At 72.8% G+C, this 17,957-nt stretch carries 17 protein-coding genes; 9 read left to right on the forward strand and 8 right to left on the reverse strand.

The window, feature by feature from the left end:
- Positions 1-3: 3 nt before the first annotated feature.
- From J3P32_RS06810 to kdgD, 3 genes are read right to left on the reverse strand one after another with little or no spacing between them, the layout of a single operon-like run.
- The gene (locus tag J3P32_RS06810; protein WP_307861605.1) at positions 4-1,329 is read right to left on the reverse strand and encodes an enolase C-terminal domain-like protein; all 1,326 of its coding nucleotides are present in this window, start codon (positions 1,327-1,329) and stop codon (positions 4-6) included.
- Complete coding sequence (locus J3P32_RS06815; protein ID WP_210439057.1) at positions 1,326-2,825, reverse strand: aldehyde dehydrogenase (NADP(+)); 1,500 nt, start codon at positions 2,823-2,825, stop codon at positions 1,326-1,328. The genes J3P32_RS06810 and J3P32_RS06815 overlap by 4 nt, the downstream gene beginning before the upstream one ends.
- 56 nt (positions 2,826-2,881) lie before the next feature.
- Complete coding sequence (gene kdgD / locus J3P32_RS06820; protein WP_210439058.1) at positions 2,882-3,808, reverse strand: 5-dehydro-4-deoxyglucarate dehydratase; 927 nt, start codon at positions 3,806-3,808, stop codon at positions 2,882-2,884.
- A gap of 303 nt (positions 3,809-4,111) precedes the next feature.
- Here kdgD and J3P32_RS06825 point away from each other — a divergent pair, with 303 nt between their 5' ends.
- Positions 4,112-4,951: a Rossmann-fold NAD(P)-binding domain-containing protein gene (locus J3P32_RS06825; protein WP_210439059.1), complete on the forward strand. Its 840-nt coding sequence runs from the start codon at positions 4,112-4,114 to the stop codon at positions 4,949-4,951.
- 53 nt (positions 4,952-5,004) lie between these two features.
- Here J3P32_RS06825 and J3P32_RS06830 read toward each other — a convergent pair whose 3' ends face one another.
- A complete protein-coding gene (locus tag J3P32_RS06830) occupies positions 5,005-5,922 on the reverse strand; it encodes a glucose 1-dehydrogenase (RefSeq protein WP_210439061.1) in 918 nt (305 codons plus the stop codon).
- A 49-nt stretch (positions 5,923-5,971) separates the two neighbouring features.
- Here J3P32_RS06830 and J3P32_RS06835 point away from each other — a divergent pair, with 49 nt between their 5' ends.
- From J3P32_RS06835 to J3P32_RS06845, 3 genes are all read left to right on the forward strand, one after another.
- Positions 5,972-6,265, forward strand: coding sequence for a hypothetical protein (locus tag J3P32_RS06835; RefSeq protein WP_210439063.1), 294 nt, complete (start codon positions 5,972-5,974; stop codon positions 6,263-6,265).
- 176 nt (positions 6,266-6,441) lie between these two features.
- Entirely contained in the window at positions 6,442-7,548 is a 1,107-nt protein-coding gene (locus J3P32_RS06840; protein ID WP_210439064.1) for a M14 family zinc carboxypeptidase, read from the forward strand.
- A 96-nt stretch (positions 7,549-7,644) separates the two neighbouring features.
- Entirely contained in the window at positions 7,645-8,154 is a 510-nt protein-coding gene (locus J3P32_RS06845) for a GNAT family N-acetyltransferase (RefSeq protein ID WP_210439065.1), read from the forward strand.
- Here the strand turns inward: J3P32_RS06845 and J3P32_RS06850 are convergent.
- Together J3P32_RS06850 and J3P32_RS06855 are read right to left on the reverse strand one after the other, a co-directional pair.
- Complete coding sequence (locus tag J3P32_RS06850; protein ID WP_210439068.1) at positions 8,141-9,919, reverse strand: sensor histidine kinase; 1,779 nt, start codon at positions 9,917-9,919, stop codon at positions 8,141-8,143. The genes J3P32_RS06845 and J3P32_RS06850 overlap by 14 nt on opposite strands.
- Positions 9,920-10,004: 85 nt before the next feature.
- A complete protein-coding gene (locus tag J3P32_RS06855) occupies positions 10,005-10,919 on the reverse strand; it encodes a LysR family transcriptional regulator (RefSeq protein WP_210439070.1) in 915 nt (304 codons plus the stop codon).
- A gap of 112 nt (positions 10,920-11,031) precedes the next feature.
- Here J3P32_RS06855 and J3P32_RS06860 point away from each other — a divergent pair, with 112 nt between their 5' ends.
- Genes J3P32_RS06860 through J3P32_RS06880 form a run of 5 tightly spaced genes read left to right on the forward strand, consistent with a single transcriptional unit; the run spans position 11,032 to position 15,790 of the window.
- A complete protein-coding gene (locus tag J3P32_RS06860) occupies positions 11,032-12,030 on the forward strand; it encodes a Bug family tripartite tricarboxylate transporter substrate binding protein (protein WP_210439072.1) in 999 nt (332 codons plus the stop codon).
- A gap of 25 nt (positions 12,031-12,055) precedes the next feature.
- Positions 12,056-12,595 (forward strand): tripartite tricarboxylate transporter TctB family protein, encoded by a 540-nt coding sequence (locus J3P32_RS06865; RefSeq protein WP_210439073.1) that lies wholly within the window; start codon positions 12,056-12,058, stop codon positions 12,593-12,595.
- Between the two features lie 11 nt (positions 12,596-12,606).
- On the forward strand, positions 12,607-14,124 hold the full coding sequence (locus tag J3P32_RS06870) for a tripartite tricarboxylate transporter permease (RefSeq protein ID WP_210439075.1): 1,518 nt from the start codon (positions 12,607-12,609) through the stop codon (positions 14,122-14,124).
- Complete coding sequence (locus J3P32_RS06875; protein WP_210439076.1) at positions 14,121-14,516, forward strand: universal stress protein; 396 nt, start codon at positions 14,121-14,123, stop codon at positions 14,514-14,516. Before J3P32_RS06870 ends, J3P32_RS06875 begins: the two co-directional genes overlap by 4 nt.
- Positions 14,513-15,790, forward strand: coding sequence for a glucarate dehydratase family protein (locus J3P32_RS06880; RefSeq protein WP_210439078.1), 1,278 nt, complete (start codon positions 14,513-14,515; stop codon positions 15,788-15,790). Before J3P32_RS06875 ends, J3P32_RS06880 begins: the two co-directional genes overlap by 4 nt.
- Before the next feature lie 249 nt (positions 15,791-16,039).
- Here J3P32_RS06880 and J3P32_RS18420 read toward each other — a convergent pair whose 3' ends face one another.
- Together J3P32_RS18420 and J3P32_RS06890 are read right to left on the reverse strand one after the other, a co-directional pair.
- Positions 16,040-16,714, reverse strand: coding sequence for a FadR/GntR family transcriptional regulator (locus tag J3P32_RS18420; protein ID WP_210439080.1), 675 nt, complete (start codon positions 16,712-16,714; stop codon positions 16,040-16,042).
- Positions 16,711-17,871, reverse strand: a complete 1,161-nt coding sequence (locus tag J3P32_RS06890) for an L-talarate/galactarate dehydratase (RefSeq protein ID WP_210439081.1) — start codon at positions 17,869-17,871, stop codon at positions 16,711-16,713. Before J3P32_RS06890 ends, J3P32_RS18420 begins: the two co-directional genes overlap by 4 nt.
- Positions 17,872-17,957 lie beyond the last annotated feature (86 nt).

The raw sequence follows: 17,957 nt of genomic DNA on the forward strand, positions 1-17,957 counted from the left end.
CCGTCACCGGACCAGGCACGGCCGCTTGGGGTCGAACGCCCAGTCCTCCACGAGGTACTGCATGGCCACCGCGTCGTCGCGCGCGCCGAGGCCGTGCTCGCGGTAGAGCTCGTGCGCCTCGGCCAGCCGGTCCCGGTCGAGCGTGACGCCCAGGCCGGGGGCGGTGGGCACCTCGACCGCGCCGTCGCGGATCCGGAGCGGCTCCGTCGTCAGGCCCTGTCCGTCCTGCCAGATCCAGTGGGTGTCCAGCGCGGTGATCTCGCCGGGCGTCGCGGCACCGACCTGCGTGAACATCGCCAGCGACACGTCGAAGTGGTTGTTGGAGTGAGAGCCCCACGTCAGGCCGAAGTCGTGGCACAGCTGCGCGACCCGGACCGAGCCGGCCATCGTCCAGAAGTGCGGGTCGGCGAGCGGGATGTCGACGGCGTTGGTGCGCACGGCGTCGGCCATCTGGCGCCAGTCGGTGGCGACCATGTTGGTGGCGGTGCGCAGGCCGGTGCGGCGCTTGAACTGCGCCATCACCTCCCGACCGGAGTAGCCGCCCTCCGCGCCGCACGGGTCCTCGGCGTAGGCGAGCACGTCGTGCGTGCCCGCCAGCAGGCGCACCGCGTCCTCGAGCAGCCAGCCGCCGTTGGGATCGAGGGTGATCCGGGCGTCGGGGAAGCGTTCGTGCAGGGCGGTGACGGCCGCGACCTCCTCCTCACCCGGCAGCACACCGCCCTTGAGCTTGAAGTCGGCGAAGCCGTAACGGGCCTGCGCGGCCTCGGCGAGACGGACGACGGCCTCGGGGGTCATCGCCTCCTCGCGGCGCAGGCGCTCCCAGTCGTCGGCACCGTCCGGCTCCCGCAGGTAGGGCAGGTCGGTGCGGTCGGGGTCGCCGACGTAGAACAGGTAGCCGAGCATCGGCACGCTCGCCCGCTGCTGTCCGTCGCCGAGCAGCTCGGCGACCGGCACGCCGAGCGCCTGGCCGGACAGGTCGAGCAGCGCCGACTCGAGCGCGGTGACCGCGTGGATCGTCGTGCGGAGGTCGAAGGTCTGCAGGCCCCGACCGCCGGCGTCGCGCTCGGCGTACGCCGTGGCGACCCGCCGCAGCAGGCTGCGGAACGCCGCGACCGGCTGCCCGACCAGGATCCGCGCGGCGTCGGCGATGGTCTGCCGGATGGCCTCGCCGCCCGGCACCTCGCCCAGGCCCTCGCGGCCCTCGGAGTCGGTGACGATCGCGATGTTGCGGGTGAAGAACGGGCCGTGCGCGCCACTGAGGTTGAGAAGCATCGAGTCGTGCCCGGCGACCGGGACGACGTCGACCTTCGCGATCGTCGTGGCGCTCACTCGAGCTCTCCGTCGATCCGGCGGCGCAGGCCCCAGGGGTTGTCGTCGCTGACCGCGGCCGGCAGGAGCGCGGGCGGGACGTCCTGGTAGGCGACGGGACGCTGGAAGCGCTCGATGGCGAGGCTGCCGACGCTGGTGCTGCGACCGTCGGAGGTGGCGGGGAACGGGCCCCCGTGCACCATCGCGTGGCCCACCTCCACGCCCGTGGGCCAGCCGTTGAACAGGATGCGTCCGGCTCGCAGCTCGAGCACCGGGAGCAGCGCCGCGGCGTCCTCGCCGTCGGTGTCCGGGTCGGCGTGGACGGTGGCGGTGAGCTGGCCCTCGAGGCCCTCGAGGCGCGGCAGCAGCTCGGCGACGTCGTCGAAGCGGACCACCACGCCGGACGCACCGAACACCTCGTCGGTGACCGTGCTGTCCTCGAGCGCGAGCAGCTCGGCCGGCGCCTCGTAGATCACCGGCGCCGGGGCGTGGTCGCCGGAGGCCGTGCCCTCGCCGACCACCCGGATGCCCTCGGTGCCGCGCAGGCTGGCGGTGCCGCTGGCGTACGCCTCGGCGATGCCGGGCGTCAGCATCGGCTGCCCGGCGGCCGCGGCCACCGCGTCGCCGGCGGCGCGCAGGAACGCGTCGCCCCGGTCACCCGACGGCAGGAACAGCAGGCCGGGGTTGGTGCAGAACTGGCCGGCGCCGAGCGTCAGGCTGGCGACGTACGCCTCAGCGAGCGCGGTGACGTCGCCGGCCAGCGCGCCGGGCAGCACGACCACCGGGTTGATCGACGACATCTCGGCGTAGACCGGGATCGGGACCTCGCGGGCGGCCGCGGCCTGCACGAGGGCGAGCCCACCACCGCGGGAGCCGGTGAAGCCGACCGCGGCGATGCGGGGATCGGCGACGAGCTCCTGGCCGGCCTCGATGCCGCCGAGCACGAACGAGAACGTGCCCGCGGGCAGGCCGCACCGCTCCACGGCGCGGGCGACCGCTCGCGCGACGAGCGTGCCGGTGACCGGGTGGGCGGGGTGGCCCTTGACGACGACCGGGCAGCCCGCCGCGAGCGCGGAGGCGGTGTCGCCGCCGGCGGTCGAGAAGGCGAGCGGGAAGTTGCTGGCGCCGAAGACCGCGACCGGGCCCAGCGGCACCATCCGCTGGCGGATGTCGGCGCGCGGCAGCGGCGCCCGCTCGGGCATCGCGGGGTCGATGCGGACGCCGAGGTGGTCGCCGCGGGCCACCACGCCGGCGAACATGCGCAGCTGGCCGGTCGTGCGGCCGACCTCGCCGGCGATGCGCCCCTCGGGCAGTCCGCTCTCGCGGACGGCCTCGGGGACGATGGCGTCCTTGTCCGCCTCGATCTCGGCGGCGACCGCCTCGAGGAAGGCGCTGCGCTCCTGCGGCGTGGTCGAGCGGTAGGCGGCGAACGCCGCGGCCGCGGCCGTCGTGGCGGCGGCGACGTCGGGCTGCTCGGAGTCGGTGCCGGCGATGATGCTGGTGGCCTGATCGGTCACGGGGGTGTTCCTCCCAGTTGTCCTGCTGGTGCTGGCGGGCTGCGGGTTGGAGACGCTCAGGCCTTCGAGCCTGCCACCTTGTCCACGAGCGTCTGGAGCTCGGAGCGCTCGGCCTCGGTGAGGTCCGACAGCGGCGGGCGCACCGGGCCCGCCGGGCGGCCGACGGCGGCGAGGCCCGCCTTCACGATCGACACCGCGTAGCCCGACTCGCGGTCGCGGATCTTGGTGTAGGGGATGACGAAGTCGTTGAGCATGGCGTAGACCGTCGCCTGGTCCTGGCGGCGCACCGCGTCGTAGAAGTCGAGCGCGAACCGCGGCACGAAGTTGAAGATCGCCGAGCTGTACGTGGTGACACCGAGCTGGAGCAGCGGCAGGGCGAACACCTCGGCGGTCGGCAGCCCGCCGACGTAGACGAGGCGGTCGCCGAGCTGGGCGTAGGTGCGGGTCATCTGCTCGATCGAGCCGACGCCGTCCTTGAACCCGACGAGGTTGGCGTTGCGCGCGCAGGCCTGCTCCAGCGCGTCGGTACCGAGGACGGCGTTGGCGCGCGAGTAGTAGATGACCCCCAGGTCGGTGGCCGCGCAGACGGCGCTGATGTGCTCGACGAGGCCCCGCTGGCCCGCCTCGGTGAGGTAGGGCGGCATGAGCAGGATGCCGTCGGCGCCGGCCTCCTCGGCCGCCCGGACCTGCGCCACCGCGTTGACCGTCGAGCCGGTGGCGGGCGCGAGCACCGGCACCTTCCCGCCGGCTCCGGCGATCGCGGCCCGCACCACGCGGTCGGCCTCGTCGGCGCTCAGCGAGAAGCCCTCGCCCGTGCCTCCGGCGGCGAACAGCCCGGCGACCGGGTAGCCGCTGAGCCACTCCAGGTGCTCGCGGTAGGCCGGCTCGTCGAGCTGCAGGTCGGCGTCGAAGTGGGTGACCGGGAACGACAGCAGTCCGCCGCCCAGGGTCTCGACGAGCTCGGTGGGGCTGTACTTCGTCACGCTGCGTCCTTCGGTCCGAGGCGGGTGCACGGTGTCGTGCCACCGCCGGGATGTGGCGGTGCTCACCAACCTAGGAAGAGGTGACGATGCCTGTCCAAGCCCCATTTTGTATCTGGTGATGCTCCTCCGGCATCCAACCGCGGGTAACGCCACCAACGCCGCGCTCCCGCCCCCACCGGTGGGGGCGGGAGTGTCGGCGTGGTGGCGTTACCTGGGGGCGGGGGTACGGACGGACGGCCCGGCGGGAGCGGAGGACGCCCACGGAGGTGCGAGGTCGTGGTCGTGGGCGGGTACGTTCGCCGCATGACCACCGACGTCCTGCTCGTCGGCTGCGGCGACCTCGGGGCCGCGGTCGGGCTGCGGCTTGCCGGACTCGGCCACGGCGTGCTGGCGCTGCGCCGCAACGCCGACCGGGTGCCTGCCCCGCTGGTCGTCCGGTCGGTGGACCTCTCGCGCGAGGCGCCCGACCTGGGCGACGTACGCCCCCGCCTGGTGGTCGTCGCGCTGACCGCGCGGCCGCGGACCGAGGAGGCCTACCGGGCGACGTACGTCGAGGGGATGGCGCGCGCGCTCGACGCGCTGGCCGCCCCGCCGGAGCGCGCCGTCCTCGTCTCCTCGACCGCCGTGCACCCGAGCGGTGCACGCCCCGACCTCGAGGACGAGACGACCCCGGCCGCACCGGCCGACGGGCCCGGACGGGTGCTCGTCGAGGCGGAGGAGGCGTTCCACCGGCGCCTTCCGCGGGGCACGGTGCTGCGGCTCTCGGGGCTCTACGGCGGCAGCAGCACCCGCCTGCTCGACACGGTCCGGGAGGGGCGCGTCGACGACCCGCACCGCTGGACGAACCGCATCCACCGCGCCGACGCCGCCGCGGCGGTCGTGCACCTGCTGACGATGGACGCCGAGCCCGAGCGCCTCTACCTCGGCACCGACGACGAGCCGGCGCAGATGGGCGACGTGGCGGCGTACCTGGCGCAGCGGCTCGGGGCGCCCGCGCCCCCGCCGGCCGACCCGGAGCAGGGGCACGGCAAGCGGCTGACCAACGCCCGGCTCCGGTCGACCGGCTGGGCCCCGGGCTTCCCGACCTACCGCGAGGGGTACGCCGCGCTCACCGCGCGCCGACCCCACGCGACGACGTCATGAGGATCTCCGGCCCGGAGCGGAGATCCTCATGACGTCCGGTGCGCGGGTGGCGCTCACATCGTGACCGGCTGCCCCCCGGTGACCGCGATGACCTCGCCGGTGATGAAGCTCGACTCGGGCGAGGCCAGGAAGACGAAGGCGGTCGCGACCTCGGCCGGCTGGCCCGCCCGTCCCATCGGGGTCTGCTCGCCGAACGTCTTCACCTTCTCGGGCGGCATCGTGGCCGGGATGAGCGGCGTCCAGATGGGCCCGGGCGCGACGGCGTTGACCCGGATGCCCTTCTCGGCGACGGTCTGCGCGAGGCCGCGGGTGAAGTTCACGATCGCGGCCTTCGTCGCCGCGTAGTCGAGAAGCTCGGGCGACGGCGAGGACGACTGCACCGAGGAGGTGTTGATGATGGAGGCGCCCTTCTTCATGTGCGGCAGCGCCATCTTGGACAGCCAGAACATCGCGTAGACGTTGGTGCGCATCACCCGGTCGAGCTGCTCGGTCGTGATGTCGGCCAGGCCGCCGGGCTGCGCCATCTGGTACGCCGCGTTGTTGACGAGGATGTCGATGCGCCCGAGCTCCGCGACGGTCCTGTCCACCAGCGCCTGGCAGGCCTCCTCCTCGACGAGGTCCGTCGGCACGAGCACGGCCCGGCGTCCGGCGTCCTCGACGAGGCGTCCGGTCTCGCGGGCGTCGTCGTCCTCCCCCTCGAGGTAGGCGATCACCACGTCGGCACCCTCGCGCGCGAACGCCAGGGCGACCGCGCGGCCGATGCCGGAGTCGCCGCCTGTGATCACGGCGACCTGGTCGAGGAGCCGGTCGTGCCCCCGGTAGGTCTCCTCGCCGTGGTCGGGCTTCTCACCCATCTCCGCGGTGACCGACTGGTCGTCGCCGGGCTTCGGGAGCTGCTCGCCCTCGGTGTCGGGCTGCTCGTGCACCTGGGTGGGGTCCTGCCGGGTCTGGTCTGCCTGTCCGTCGCTCATGCTCGGCGGTACCCGGCATGGAGGAGTCGATGCGGGGCACCGGGGGCCCATGGCACCCAAGGACGCAGCGGTCGCGGCCACCGACCGGTGGACCGACCCCGACGGCTTCCGCGCCCCCGCCGGCCTCGTCCACGCGTGGCTGCGGGGCACCAACCAGACGCTGTGCGGGATCCCCCTCAGCAAGGCGCGCCTGCACCGCTTCCCGCACATCCAGTGGGTCGACGCCCAGCCCGCCACCGGCCGTGACGCCGACCGGGTCAGCGAGGTCTGCCGTCGCTGTGCCGCCGGCATGGGCGAGAAGCGCGACAGCCGGCCGTGGAAGCGGACGAACCCGCGGCCCTGACCGGATCCGGCCACGTCGGCCGGGGGGCTCTGGTGCCGTGTCGGACGATCGACGTACGGTGCGTGCACCTGTCGATCGCTCGGCTCGCCGGGCACAACTGATGTGGAGAACGCATGTCTGCACGACGTTGGACGGCCGTCCTCACCGGACTGGCCCTCCCTCTCGGGATCGTCGCCATGACCACCTCGTCACCCGCGACCGCCATCCCGCCGGAGTCGCACTGCGGCACCGAGGCCTCGGGCTCGGGCAACAACGGCTTCGTCAACCACGCGCAGCTCACCCGGACCCTCGAGGGCATCGAGCGCTCGACCAAGGGCGTCGTCGACGTCGAGGTCGTGGGCGAGAGCAACCAGGGCCGCGAGATCTACACCGCTCGCGTCGGCGAGGGCGACACCGTCGTCTTCGTCCAGTCGCAGATCCACGGCAACGAGAACCACGGCACCGAGGCGCTGCTCGACCTGCTCCGCCGCTGGGGCGGGGCGACCCCGGAGGCCGCGGCGCTGCGCGAGGAGGTCACCATCGTCGCGATCTCCCGGCTCAACGTGGACGGGGGCGAGCGCGACACGCGGCAGAACGAGATGACGTGGGCGGACGTCGTGGCGGCCTTCCCGCAGCTCGCGGGCGTCGCCCCGGCGTGGAACTACAACACCCGCGTCGGCGGCTTCGACGTCAACCGCGACTTCAACCCCGACCTCGACTACGTCCCGCAGCCGGCCGACTTCCCCGGCAACAGCGCCGACACCGGCTGGTACATCACGCCGGAGGCCCAGACGGTCCGTGACGTCTACCGCGGGCTGGAGGCGGAGTTCGGCACGGTCGACTACTTCGTCGACCTCCACAACCAGTGGTCCTGCTACGCCACCGAGGACCTCGAGAGCATGTCGCCGCTCTCGATCTCGGCGAAGTTCATCGACGACCCGAGCGAGTTCGGCACGTGGCCGGAGTTCGACATGGAGGCGTCCAAGCGCGCCAACGTCGCGGTCTACGAGGCGCTCCAGGACTACGGCCGGTCCGGCTACGGCGACCTCACGCTGTACCCGCAGGACACGAACCTGCCCGGCACCGCGCTCGGCTCGTTCGCCCTCCGGGGCAGCGCGGTCGTGCTCTTCGAGACGTCCAGCCAGACGCAGTACGACGGCATGAAGCGCAACGGCATGCTGCGCAAGCAGATCGAGATCGGGCTCGGCGGCCTGGTCGACGCCGTCGCCGACGGCTCGATCGCCACGCTCGACCCGTCCGTCTACGACACCATCCCGCAGCGGGTCTACCTGCCCGCCGACTGACCGGACGCGAGCGCGGTGGCTGGGGCGCACCACCCGGTGCGCCCCAAGCCACCGCGACGTCACCTCTGCGAAACATCGCTGTCCCACACTGGCCCCGTGCACATCTCCCGCGCCGACTTCACCGATCCGCGACTCGCCGCGTTCCTCCAGGCGCACCTCGACGACATGGAGCCGACCGCCCCTCCCGAGAGCCGCCACGCCCTCGACCTGACCGCGCTGCAGGCCGACCACGTACGGCTCTGGGTCGCGGTCGCGACGCGGGACGACGACGGGGCCGACGGGGCCGACGGTGACCGCAGCGCCGGCGCCATCGTCGGCACGGCCGCCCTCGCCGGGCTCACCGAGCGGCACGAGGAGCTCAAGAGCATGCGCACCGAGCCACGGTCGCGGGGGCGGGGCGTCGCGACCGCCCTGCTGGCGCACGTCCTGGACGACGCACGGGCGCGCGGGGTCGAGCGGGTGTCGCTGGAGACCGGCAGCATGGCGTTCTTCGAGCCGGCGCGGAGGTTCTACGCCGCAGCGGGCTTCGTGCCGTGCCCACCGTTCGGGTCCTACGTCGAGGACCCGAACAGCACGTTCATGACCCTCACGCTCAGCCGTCGCTGACGTCGCCCTCGTAGGCGGGCAGCGAGACCGTCACGGTCGTGCCCCGACCCCGCTCGGAGTCGAGCTCGATGGTGCCCGCGTGGCGGTCGACGATGCGGGCCACGATCGCGAGCCCCAGTCCGGTCCCGGGCCGCACGAGCGCGGCGGGGTTGGTGGAGCGGAAGAACTCACGGAAGAGCTGCTCCTGGTCGCGGCGGGAGATGCCGATGCCGGTGTCCTCGATGCTGATCGAGACCCGGCCGTCGCACTGCTCGACGCGGGCGGTGACCCGGCCGCCCGGATCGGTGTACTTGATGGCGTTGGAGGCGAGGTTGGTCAGCAACCGGTGCAGCTCGTCGGGCTGCCCGGCCACGAACGCCGGCTCGTTCGGCAGGTGGGCCGCGCACTCCACGCCGCCCGCCGACGCGGCGGCGTGGCACTCGTCGTAGACGTCGTGCACGACGCGGCGCAGGTCCACCGGGACGGGATCGAACTCCCGGCGCGGGTCCGACATCTGCGCCACCGTGAGCATGTCCTCGATCACCGCCCGCATGCGGGTGGCGCCGCGACTGGCGGCCGCCACCGACCGCCGGCTCTCCTCGTCGAGGTCGCCGACGTCGAGCAGCTCGAGGTTGGCGCTCATCGAGAAGAGCGGGTTGCGCAGCTCGTGGCCCAGGGTGTTGACCACCTCGACGCGGTAGCTGTCGAGCCGGCGGAGCCGGTCGGCGACCGCACGCTCGCGTTCGAGCTGCCGGGCGTTGGCGACGGCGCGACCGAGGTCGCGCCCGATGTCCATCGCCGCGTCACGTTCCACGTCGGTCCACGCACGCACGTCCGAGACCCGGGTCAGCACGAGGAAGCCCAGGCACCGCGGTCCCGCGCCCAGCGGCACGAACAGCACGGACCCGATGCCGATGCGGTCGAGGAAGGCGAGGAGGCGCTCGGCGTCCTCGGGCGGCAGGCCGGGCTGGGCCGCGTTGGCACGCGAGAAAGGGGCGACGTACTGGTCGGCCCAGTAGCGGTGCGCCAGCCGCACCACGACGTCGTCGATCTCGGAGAAGGGCGGCGCGACGTCGCTGCCGCGGGAGTAGGAGATGGTGGAGGTGGCGCCGTCGTCGTCGAACGCGGTCAGCCAGATGCCCGCGGCGCCGAAGCACGACACCAGCGTCGACCGGCAGGCCTCCAGGACCAGGTCGAGCGTCGGCTCGCCCGACGCCTGGCGGACGATCTCGCGGGCCTCGGTCGCCATCCGCACCCGCTCGGCGAGCTCCTCGCGCTCGAGCGCGAGGAGGACCAGCGTGCGGGCGAGGCCGGCGTACTTGGTGAGCACCGCCAGCTGGTCGGGGCCGGGGACGCGGCCGTTGTGCGGGCTGTCGACCGACAGCAGGCCGCGCAGCCGTCCCTCCTCGTCGTGGAGCGGAGCGGCGAGCAGGTTGTGGGGGTGCCAGGCGTCGTCGCCTTCGAGGGGCGTCACGTCCGGGACGTAGCTGTACTCCAGGACCTCCGCTGTCGTGCGGTCGTGCGGCACGAAGCGCCACACTCCCCAGTCGTCGGCGCCGGCCAGGTCCTCCTCGATGGCCCGGGTCGGCACGAGCCGTCCGACGAAGCCCTCCTCGACGCCGGCCGCGGCGACCACCTCGAAGTGCCCGTCGCGGCGCAGGCTGATGGCCGACTGCTCGAAGCCGGCGAGCGTGGCGACGCCCTCGACGAGCACCTGCAGGTGCTGGCGCGTCTGGTCGTCGGCCCACGGGACTCCCGTGTCCCGGCCTGCTGTCTGGTCCTGCATCGCACCCCCTGCCGCACCTCGGCAGACGGCACGTCCCTCCAACTGTCACACGGGAGCGGGCGCCATGGAACCGAAACGGCGCGGATCAGCGGTCCGCGGCCGTGGCCACCACGTCGAGCACGCGGCGCACGACCGGGGTGACCGCCTCGCGGGACCAGATGGCGTGCAGCTCCACGGGCCGGTCCGGGTCGGCGTCGACGCGGGTGTCCCCGCCGTGGTGCGCCAGCTCCTTGAAGACCACCCCGTCCACGTGCAAGGACTCCGCGGAGGCCGGCGCGAGGGTGACCCCGCGCTCGGCGCTGACGAGCAGCATCGCCGTGAGCACCTGGTGCACCCGCTGGTCGATGCGCGGGTGGGCGTTGGCGAAGAAGCGCACGGACAGCTCGTGGAAGTAGCGGGACTGGTCGGGGTTGTAGCCGATGACCGTCGCGCCCTCGAAGTCGTCGGGCGTGAGCGGCCGCTCCACCCCGGCCAACGCGTGCGAGACCGGCACCACCGCCATGAACGGCTCGCGCAGCACGACGCGCGAGCGCAGCAGCGAGGTGTCGAACGGCGGTCGCGCCAGGCCGATGTCGAGCTCGCCGCGGCGGATGCCGTCGACCTGTGCGTTGGTCACCCGCTCCGAGAGCACCACCTCGACGTCGGGCAGCTCGGCGGTCAGCCGGCGCAGCAGCGGGCCGAGGATCGAGATCGCCGAGACGGCGGTGAACCCCAGGCGGACGACGCCCGCGGCCCCGGCGTCGACCCGGCGGGCGAGGTCGCCCGCGCCCTCGACGAGGTTGAGCAGGCGGTAGGCCTCGTCGAGGAACGCCAGACCGGCGCCGGTCAGCTCGACGCGACGGTTGTCCCGCTCGAGCAGGCGCGCGCCGACCGACTTCTCGAGCTTCTGGATCTGCCGCGACAGCGGCGGCTGCGTCATCCGCAGGCGCTCCGCGGCGCGCCCGAAGTGCAGCTCCTCCGCGACCGCGACGAAGGAGCGGACCTGGTCCAGGGTGATCACGCGGCGAGGGTACGATGCACGGGATGGATCAGTCCATGCCGAAACGGGCTTGGACCGGCATCGTCGTCGAATCCTAGTGTCGGTGGTCACACCCCGAACAAGGAGCACCACCATGCGCAAGCAGACCCTCAGCCTGGCGGCCGTCGCCACTGGCGCCGCCCTTGCCCTGTCCGCCTGCGGCGGCGTCTCCACCACCACCGGCGGGGACGACGGCGGCGCGTATCCCTCCGGCTCGGTCGAGATGTACGTCGGCGCCGACCCGGGCGGCTCTTCGGACCTCATCTCGCGCCAGATCGCCGGCGGCCTGTCCGACGAGCTCGGCGAGACCTTCTCGGTGCTCAACCGCTCCGGGTCCAACGGCGCTCTCGCGGCGGCCGAGGTCCAGCAGGCCGAGCCCGACGGCTCCATCATCTCGATCCAGAACGCCTCGCTCTTCGCGATCACGCCCCTCGCGGTGGCCGAGGACGAGGTCACCAGCATCGACGACTTCGACGTCGTCGGCGGCGTCTCCCGCGACGACTACGTGCTCGTCACCAACTCCGAGAACCCGTGGACGAGCATCGACGACCTGAAGGGCGCCGGCAAGAAGCTCACCTACGGCACCACCGGCGTCGGCACGGGCGCCCAGCTCGCCTGCGCGCTGACCTACGAGAGCGGCGACATCGACTCCGAGGCGGTGCCCTTCGACGGCGGCGCCCCGGCCCTGACCGCGCTGCTCGGCAACCAGGTCGACACCGCCTGCCTGCAGACCGGCGAGGCCATCGAGAACATCGAGAACGGCAAGCTCACCGCCCTGTCGGTGTACGCCCCCGAGCGCATCGACTTCCTGCCCGACGTCCCGACCGCCACCGAGCAGGGCCTCGACGTCGAGGTCTACCAGTACCGCTTCATGACGACCCCCAAGGGCACGCCCCAGGACGTCAAGGACACGATCTGGGAGGGCATGCAGGCCACCTTCGAGACCGAGGACTACCAGGCGTTCAACGAGCAGAACAGCCTCACTCCGCTCGAGGTCCCCGGCGACGAGGTCGTCGAGATGCTCGAGAGCGACCGCGAGCGCTACGCCTCCCTGGTCGAGGAGTACGGCATCGACCTCGGCGACGCCAGCTGACCACCCCCACCCCGGAGGAACGACGATGAGCGACGAGCGCACCACCGCGCGGCGGGTCGGCGAGGGCGACATCCTCGCCGAGCTCGAGGCCGAGGTGGCCCACGAGCTGGAGGAGCAGCGACCGCCCGCGGGCGGCCCGGCCTATCAGGTCGTCGCCGCGCTCGTCACGCTCGGGGTCGGCCTCGCCGGCGCGGTGCTCGCCCAGGGCTACGGGCTCGGGTCGCTCGCGCGACCCGGCCCGGGCCTCTGGCCGATGGTCGTCTCGGTGGTCGTCGTCGTGCTCTCGCTCGCCCTGCTCCTCGTCGGTCGTGGCCTCACGGACAGCGAGCGGTTCAGCCGCGCCAGCGCGCTGCCGCTCGTCGGGGTCGCGACCTTCGTCGCGCTCGGCCTCCTGATCCCGACCCTCGGGTTCGAGATCCCCGCCTTCGCCCTGTGCGTGGTGTGGCTGCGCTTCCTCGGCGGCGAGTCCTGGCGCTCCACGATCGCGGTCTCGCTCGGCACCGTCGCGGCCTTCTACGCCCTGTTCCTCTACGGCCTGCGCATCCCGCTGCCGCACCTGTTCTGAGAGGCGGACACATGGACGCGTTCCTCGACGGCTTCTCCGTCGTCACCCAGCCGGGCAACCTGCTCTACTGCCTGATCGGCGTGCTCATCGGCATGCTCATCGGCGTGCTGCCCGGCCTCGGCCCGGCCGCGACGATGGCGATCCTGCTGCCCATCGTCGTGACCGTCGACCCGGTGGCGGCGGTCATCATGCTCGCCGGGATCTACTACGGCGCCCAGTACGGCGGCACCATCACCTCCGTGCTCCTCCGGCTGCCCGGCGAGGCGTCGTCGGTGGTGACCGTCTTCGACGGCTTCGCCCTCGCCAAGCAGGGCAAGGCCGGCACCGCGCTCGGCATCGCCGCGATCGGCTCCTTCGTCGGCGCCACGGTCTCCATCGTCGCGCTCAGCCTCACCGCCCCGATCGTGGCCGGCTGGGCGCTGGACTTCGGCCCCGCCGAGTACGCCGCGCTGGCGCTGCTCGGCGTCCTGCTGATCGCGACCATCGGCAGCGGCCACCCCGTCAAGGCGCTGATCGCCGCGTCGGTGGGCCTGCTCCTCGCGACCGTCGGCCGCGACAGCTTCAACAACTCCCAGCGCTTCACCTTCGACAGCCTCCAGCTCGCCGACGGGCTCGACTTCGTGGTCGTCGCGATGGGCCTCTTCGGCGTCGGCGAGATCCTCTACAACCTCGAGGAGCGGCACGGGAAGGTGCACGTGCCCGCCGCGGTCGCCAACGTCTGGCCCTCGCGCACGGAGCTCCGGCAGGCCGCCCCCGCCATCGGGCGGGGCTCGGCGCTGGGATTCTTCCTCGGCGTGCTGCCCGGCGGCGGCGCCGTGATGGCCTCGCTCGCGGCGTACGCCACCGAGAAGCGCGTGTCGAAGACGCCCGAGCGGTTCGGGCGCGGTGCGATCGAGGGCGTGGCGGCGCCGGAGACCGCCAACAACGCGGCGGCGACGTCGTCGTTCATCCCGCTGCTCACCCTCGGCATCCCGGCGAACGCCTCGATGGGCATGCTGTTCGCCGCCCTGCTCGTCCTGGGCATCACGCCGGGACCGCAGCTGCTCGAGGAGCGGCCGGACCTGTTCTGGGGCGTGGTGAACTCGATGTACATCGGCAACCTGCTGCTGCTGGTCCTGAGCCTGCCGCTGGTGGGGATCTTCGTGCGGATCCTGCGGGTGCGTCCCGCGATCCTGGCGCCGATCACCGCCCTGATCACGATCCTCGGCGTCTACACGATCAACAACTCCGTGTTCGACATCTTCGTGATGATCGTCTTCGGCGTCCTGGGCTACCTGATGAAGAAGGTCGGCTTCGAGCCCGGCCCCATGGTGCTGGCCTTCGTTCTCGGCGCGCTGCTGGAGAACAACGTCCGGCGGGCCCTGCTGATCTTCGAGGGAGACCCCACCGGCTTCGTCACCCGACCGATCTCGGGCACCATCCTGGCTCTGTTCGTCCTCGCCGCCGTGCTCCCGATCGTCCAGGCCGTGCGCCGCCGCCGCACCGCGACCCCCCACCCGAACACCCAGCGAGAGGACTCCCTGCGATGACCATCGTGATCGGCTACGTACCCAGCGCCGTCGGCGCGGCGGCCCTGGAGGCCGGGCTCGCCGAGGCCGCCGCCCACGGCGAGGAGGTCGTGATCCTCAACAGCCCGCGCCGGCGCAGCACCGTCGACGCCGACCTCATCGACACCGCCGCGGCCGACGAGCTGGTCGCCCGCGCCGCCGCGGTCGGGGTGACGGCCAGGGTCGACCACGCCGACCACGGCGACGACCTCGTCGAGACCTTCGAGCGGGTGGTGGCGGCCGCCTCCGCGCGGCTCGTGGTCATCGGGCTGCGCCGGCGCTCGCCGGTCGGCAAGCTCGTCACCGGCAGCGACGCCCAGCGCCTGCTGCTCGACCTCGACGTGCCGATCCTCGCCGTGAAGCCGGCGAAGTGACCCCCGGGGTCAGCCGCAGCCGCATCTCCCGGGTCGTCGTCACCCCGGTCGCCTTCGAGGACCCGCCGCTGCTCAACGTCGTCGGCGTCCACCAGCCGTACGCCCTGCGCGCCATCCTCGAGCTGCACACCGACTCGGGCCTGCTCGGCCTGGGCGAGACGTACGCCGACGAGACGCACCTGGCCCGGCTGCAGGCCGTCGCCGCCGCGCTGCCCGGCCACGACCCGTACGACCTGCACGGCCTGCGCCGCCTCGTCACCGACGTGCTCGGGCGGGAGACCGGCGGAGGCGGCGCGTCGTTCGGAGGCATGCTCGACGTCGGCTCCGCCGTCGACACCGTCTGCTCCCCCTTCGAGGTCGCCTGTCTCGACCTGCAGGGACGCGCAACCGGCGTGCCGGTGAGCGACCTGCTCGGCGGCGCCGTTCGCGAGCGCGTCCCGTTCAGCGGCTACCTGTTCTACAAGTGGGCCGGTCATCCCGGACGTCCCGACGACGCGTGGGGCGAGGCGCTGACGCCCGACCAGGTCGTCGCGCAGGCACACCGGATGGTCGACGGCTGGGGGTTCGGCTCGCTCAAGCTCAAGGGCGGCGTCCTCCCGCCCGAGGAGGAGTGCGCCGCCGTCGAGGCGCTGCGCGACGCCTTCCCCGACCTGCCGCTGCGACTGGACCCCAACGGCGCGTGGACCGTCGAGACGTCGGTGGCGGTCGCCGACCGGCTGACCGGCGTCGTGGAGTACCTCGAGGACCCCACGCCGGGCATCGAGGGCATGGCCGCCGTCGCCGCGCGCACCGACGTGCCGCTGGCGACGAACATGTGCGTGATCGCGATGGAGCACCTGCCGCCCGCGATCGCCCAGGACGCCGTCCAGGTCGTGCTGTCCGACCACCACCTGTGGGGCGGGCTGCGGAAGTCCGCGCTGCTCGGCGGCATCACCGAGGTCTGGGGGTTGGGGCTGTCGATGCACAGCAACTCCCACCTCGGCGTCTCGCTCGCGGCGATGGTGCACCTGGCGGCGGCCACGCCGAACCTCACCTACGCCTGCGACACCCACTACCCGTGGAAGACGCAGGACGTCGTCGCGGGCGACGCCCTGGCGTTCGCCGGAGGTTCGGTCGCCGTGCCGACCTCGCCGGGTCTCGGCGTCGAGCTCGACCGCGACAAGCTGGCCGAGCTGCACGAGCTGTACCTCTCCTGCGGCGTGCGCCGCCGGGAGGACACCGTCTACATGCGCTCGATCCGGCCGGACTTCACCCCGAACACCGCCCGCTGGTGACGAGCAGGCGCCAATGTCCCGGGATCTCCCGTCGAGTCGGCGCCAGTGTCCCGCCACCCCGGGGCGAGTCGGCGCCAGTGTCCCGCCACCTTGCGGCGAGGCGGCCCCAGTGTCCCGTAGTTCGCTGGGACACAAGCGCCCACTCGGCCCCCAATGCTGGGACGCACGCGCCCACTCGGGCCGCGATGCTGGGACGCACGCGCCCACTCGGGCCGCGATGTGGGGACGCAGGCGCCCAGTCGCCCCTGCTCAGGTGACGCGGCGGCGGGTGTTCCCCAGGTGCAGCCGCATCGCCGCCCGTGCGGTCTCCGCGTCGCCCGCGAGCACGGCTGCGGCGACGTTGTCGTGCTCACGCTGGACGCGCTCGACGTGGGTGGCGTCGGTCATGGAGTACGCCTCGCCCAGGCGGGTGCGCGGCAGCATGATCATCATCGGGCCGAGCGAGCCCATCAGGTCGACGTAGAAGCGGTTGCCGGTCGCTCGGGCGACGGCGAGGTGGAAGGCGAAGTCCGCCTCGACCGCGCCCTCGTGCCCGGAACGGACGAAGCCGGAGAGCGCCTCCTCGATCGAGGTGGCGTCGGCCGACGTGTGGTGCACCGCCGCCAGCGCGGCCGCCTCGCTCTCGACGCCGATGCGGAAGTCGAGCATCGCCAGCACGTCGGCGTGCGTGCGGATGGCGGACGCCTCGACGCTGAACGACGAGGCCTCGGGCACCGCGAGCACGAAGGACCCGCGGCCCTGCTGGGTCTCCACCAGCCCCTCGGCCCGGAGCCGGGTCACCGCCTCGCGCACCACGGTGCGGGAGACGGCGTACTCCTCGATGAGCTCGGCCTCGGAGGGCAGCTTGGCGCCCGGGGCGAGGTCGCCGGCCAGGATCTTGTCCTTGAGGCCGGCGACCACGCGCTGGGCGAGCGTGGTGGTCACGCGCCGAAGGTAGCGGTCTCCACGGTGAGCGAGCGCATCTCCTCGGTCAGCGTGAAGCCGAGGCCCGGGCGGTCCGGCACGAAGATCCGGCCGTCGCGGATGTCGATGCGCTCCTCGAAGAGCGGGTTGAGCCACTCGAAGTGCTCGACCCACGGCTCGGTGGGGTACGTCGCCGCGAGGTGGAGGTGGATCTCCATCGCGTAGTGCGGCGCGAGGTCGAGGCGGCGGTGCGCGGCGAGCGTGGCGAAGCGGAGGAACGGCGTGATGCCGCCGATGCGCGGCGCGTCGGGCTGCACGATGCCGCGGTAGCCGGCGTCGACCAGGCCCATGTGCTCGTCGACCGAGGTCAGCATCTCACCCGTCGCGATCGGGGTGTCGAAGGCCTGCGACAGGTCGGCGTGGCCGGTGTGGTCCCAGGCGTCGAGCGGCTCCTCGATCCAGACGAGGTCGAACCGCTCGAGCTCGCGGCACATCCGGCGGGCGCGGGCGCGGTCCCACTGCTGGTTGGCGTCGACCATGAGCGGACCGTCGCCGAGGTGCTCGCGCAGGGCGGCCACCCGGCGCAGGTCCTCGCGCCAGTCGGGTTGGCCGACCTTGATCTTGATGCCGCCGATGCCGGAGGCGAGCGAGGCGGTGGCCTTGTCCTTGATCTCCTCGACCGAGGCCTGGAGGAAGCCGCCCGAGGTGTTGTAGACGCGGCACGAGTCGCGGTGCGCCCCGAGCAGCTTGGCCAGAGGCAGGCCGGCACGGCGGGCCTTGAGGTCGTGGAGCGCCACGTCGAGCGCAGCCACGGCCTGCGTCGCGACACCCGAGCGGCCCACCGAGGCCCCGGCCCACATCAGCGACTCGTAGATCTTCGCGATGTCGCTCGGGTCCTGACCGATGGCGACGTCGACGACCTCCTTGAGGTGGGCGTACTGCGCGCGGCCGCCCGCCCGCTTCGAGTAACTGAACCCCATGCCCTCGAAACCCTGCTCGGTGGTGAGCTCGACGAAGAGCATGACCGTCTCGGTGAGTGGCTTCTGGCGACCGGTGAGCACCTTGGCGTCGCTCACCGGGGTCGGCAGGGGGAGCACCACGTGGGAGAGCGTAATGCTCCGGATGCGGTCACCGGTGCCGGTCGGGGTCGGTGCCGGCGGGGTGGCGGTCTGGGTCATGGGGGTTCCTCGGGTCGAGCCTGACTTGTATGATGAGTGTGCAACTTGTTACATGAGTCAGTCAACCCCGTCCCGCGAGGAGCCCA

The sequence above is a fragment of the Nocardioides xinjiangensis genome (assembly GCF_017916385.1).
GTDB lineage: Bacteria > Actinomycetota > Actinomycetes > Propionibacteriales > Nocardioidaceae > Nocardioides > Nocardioides xinjiangensis.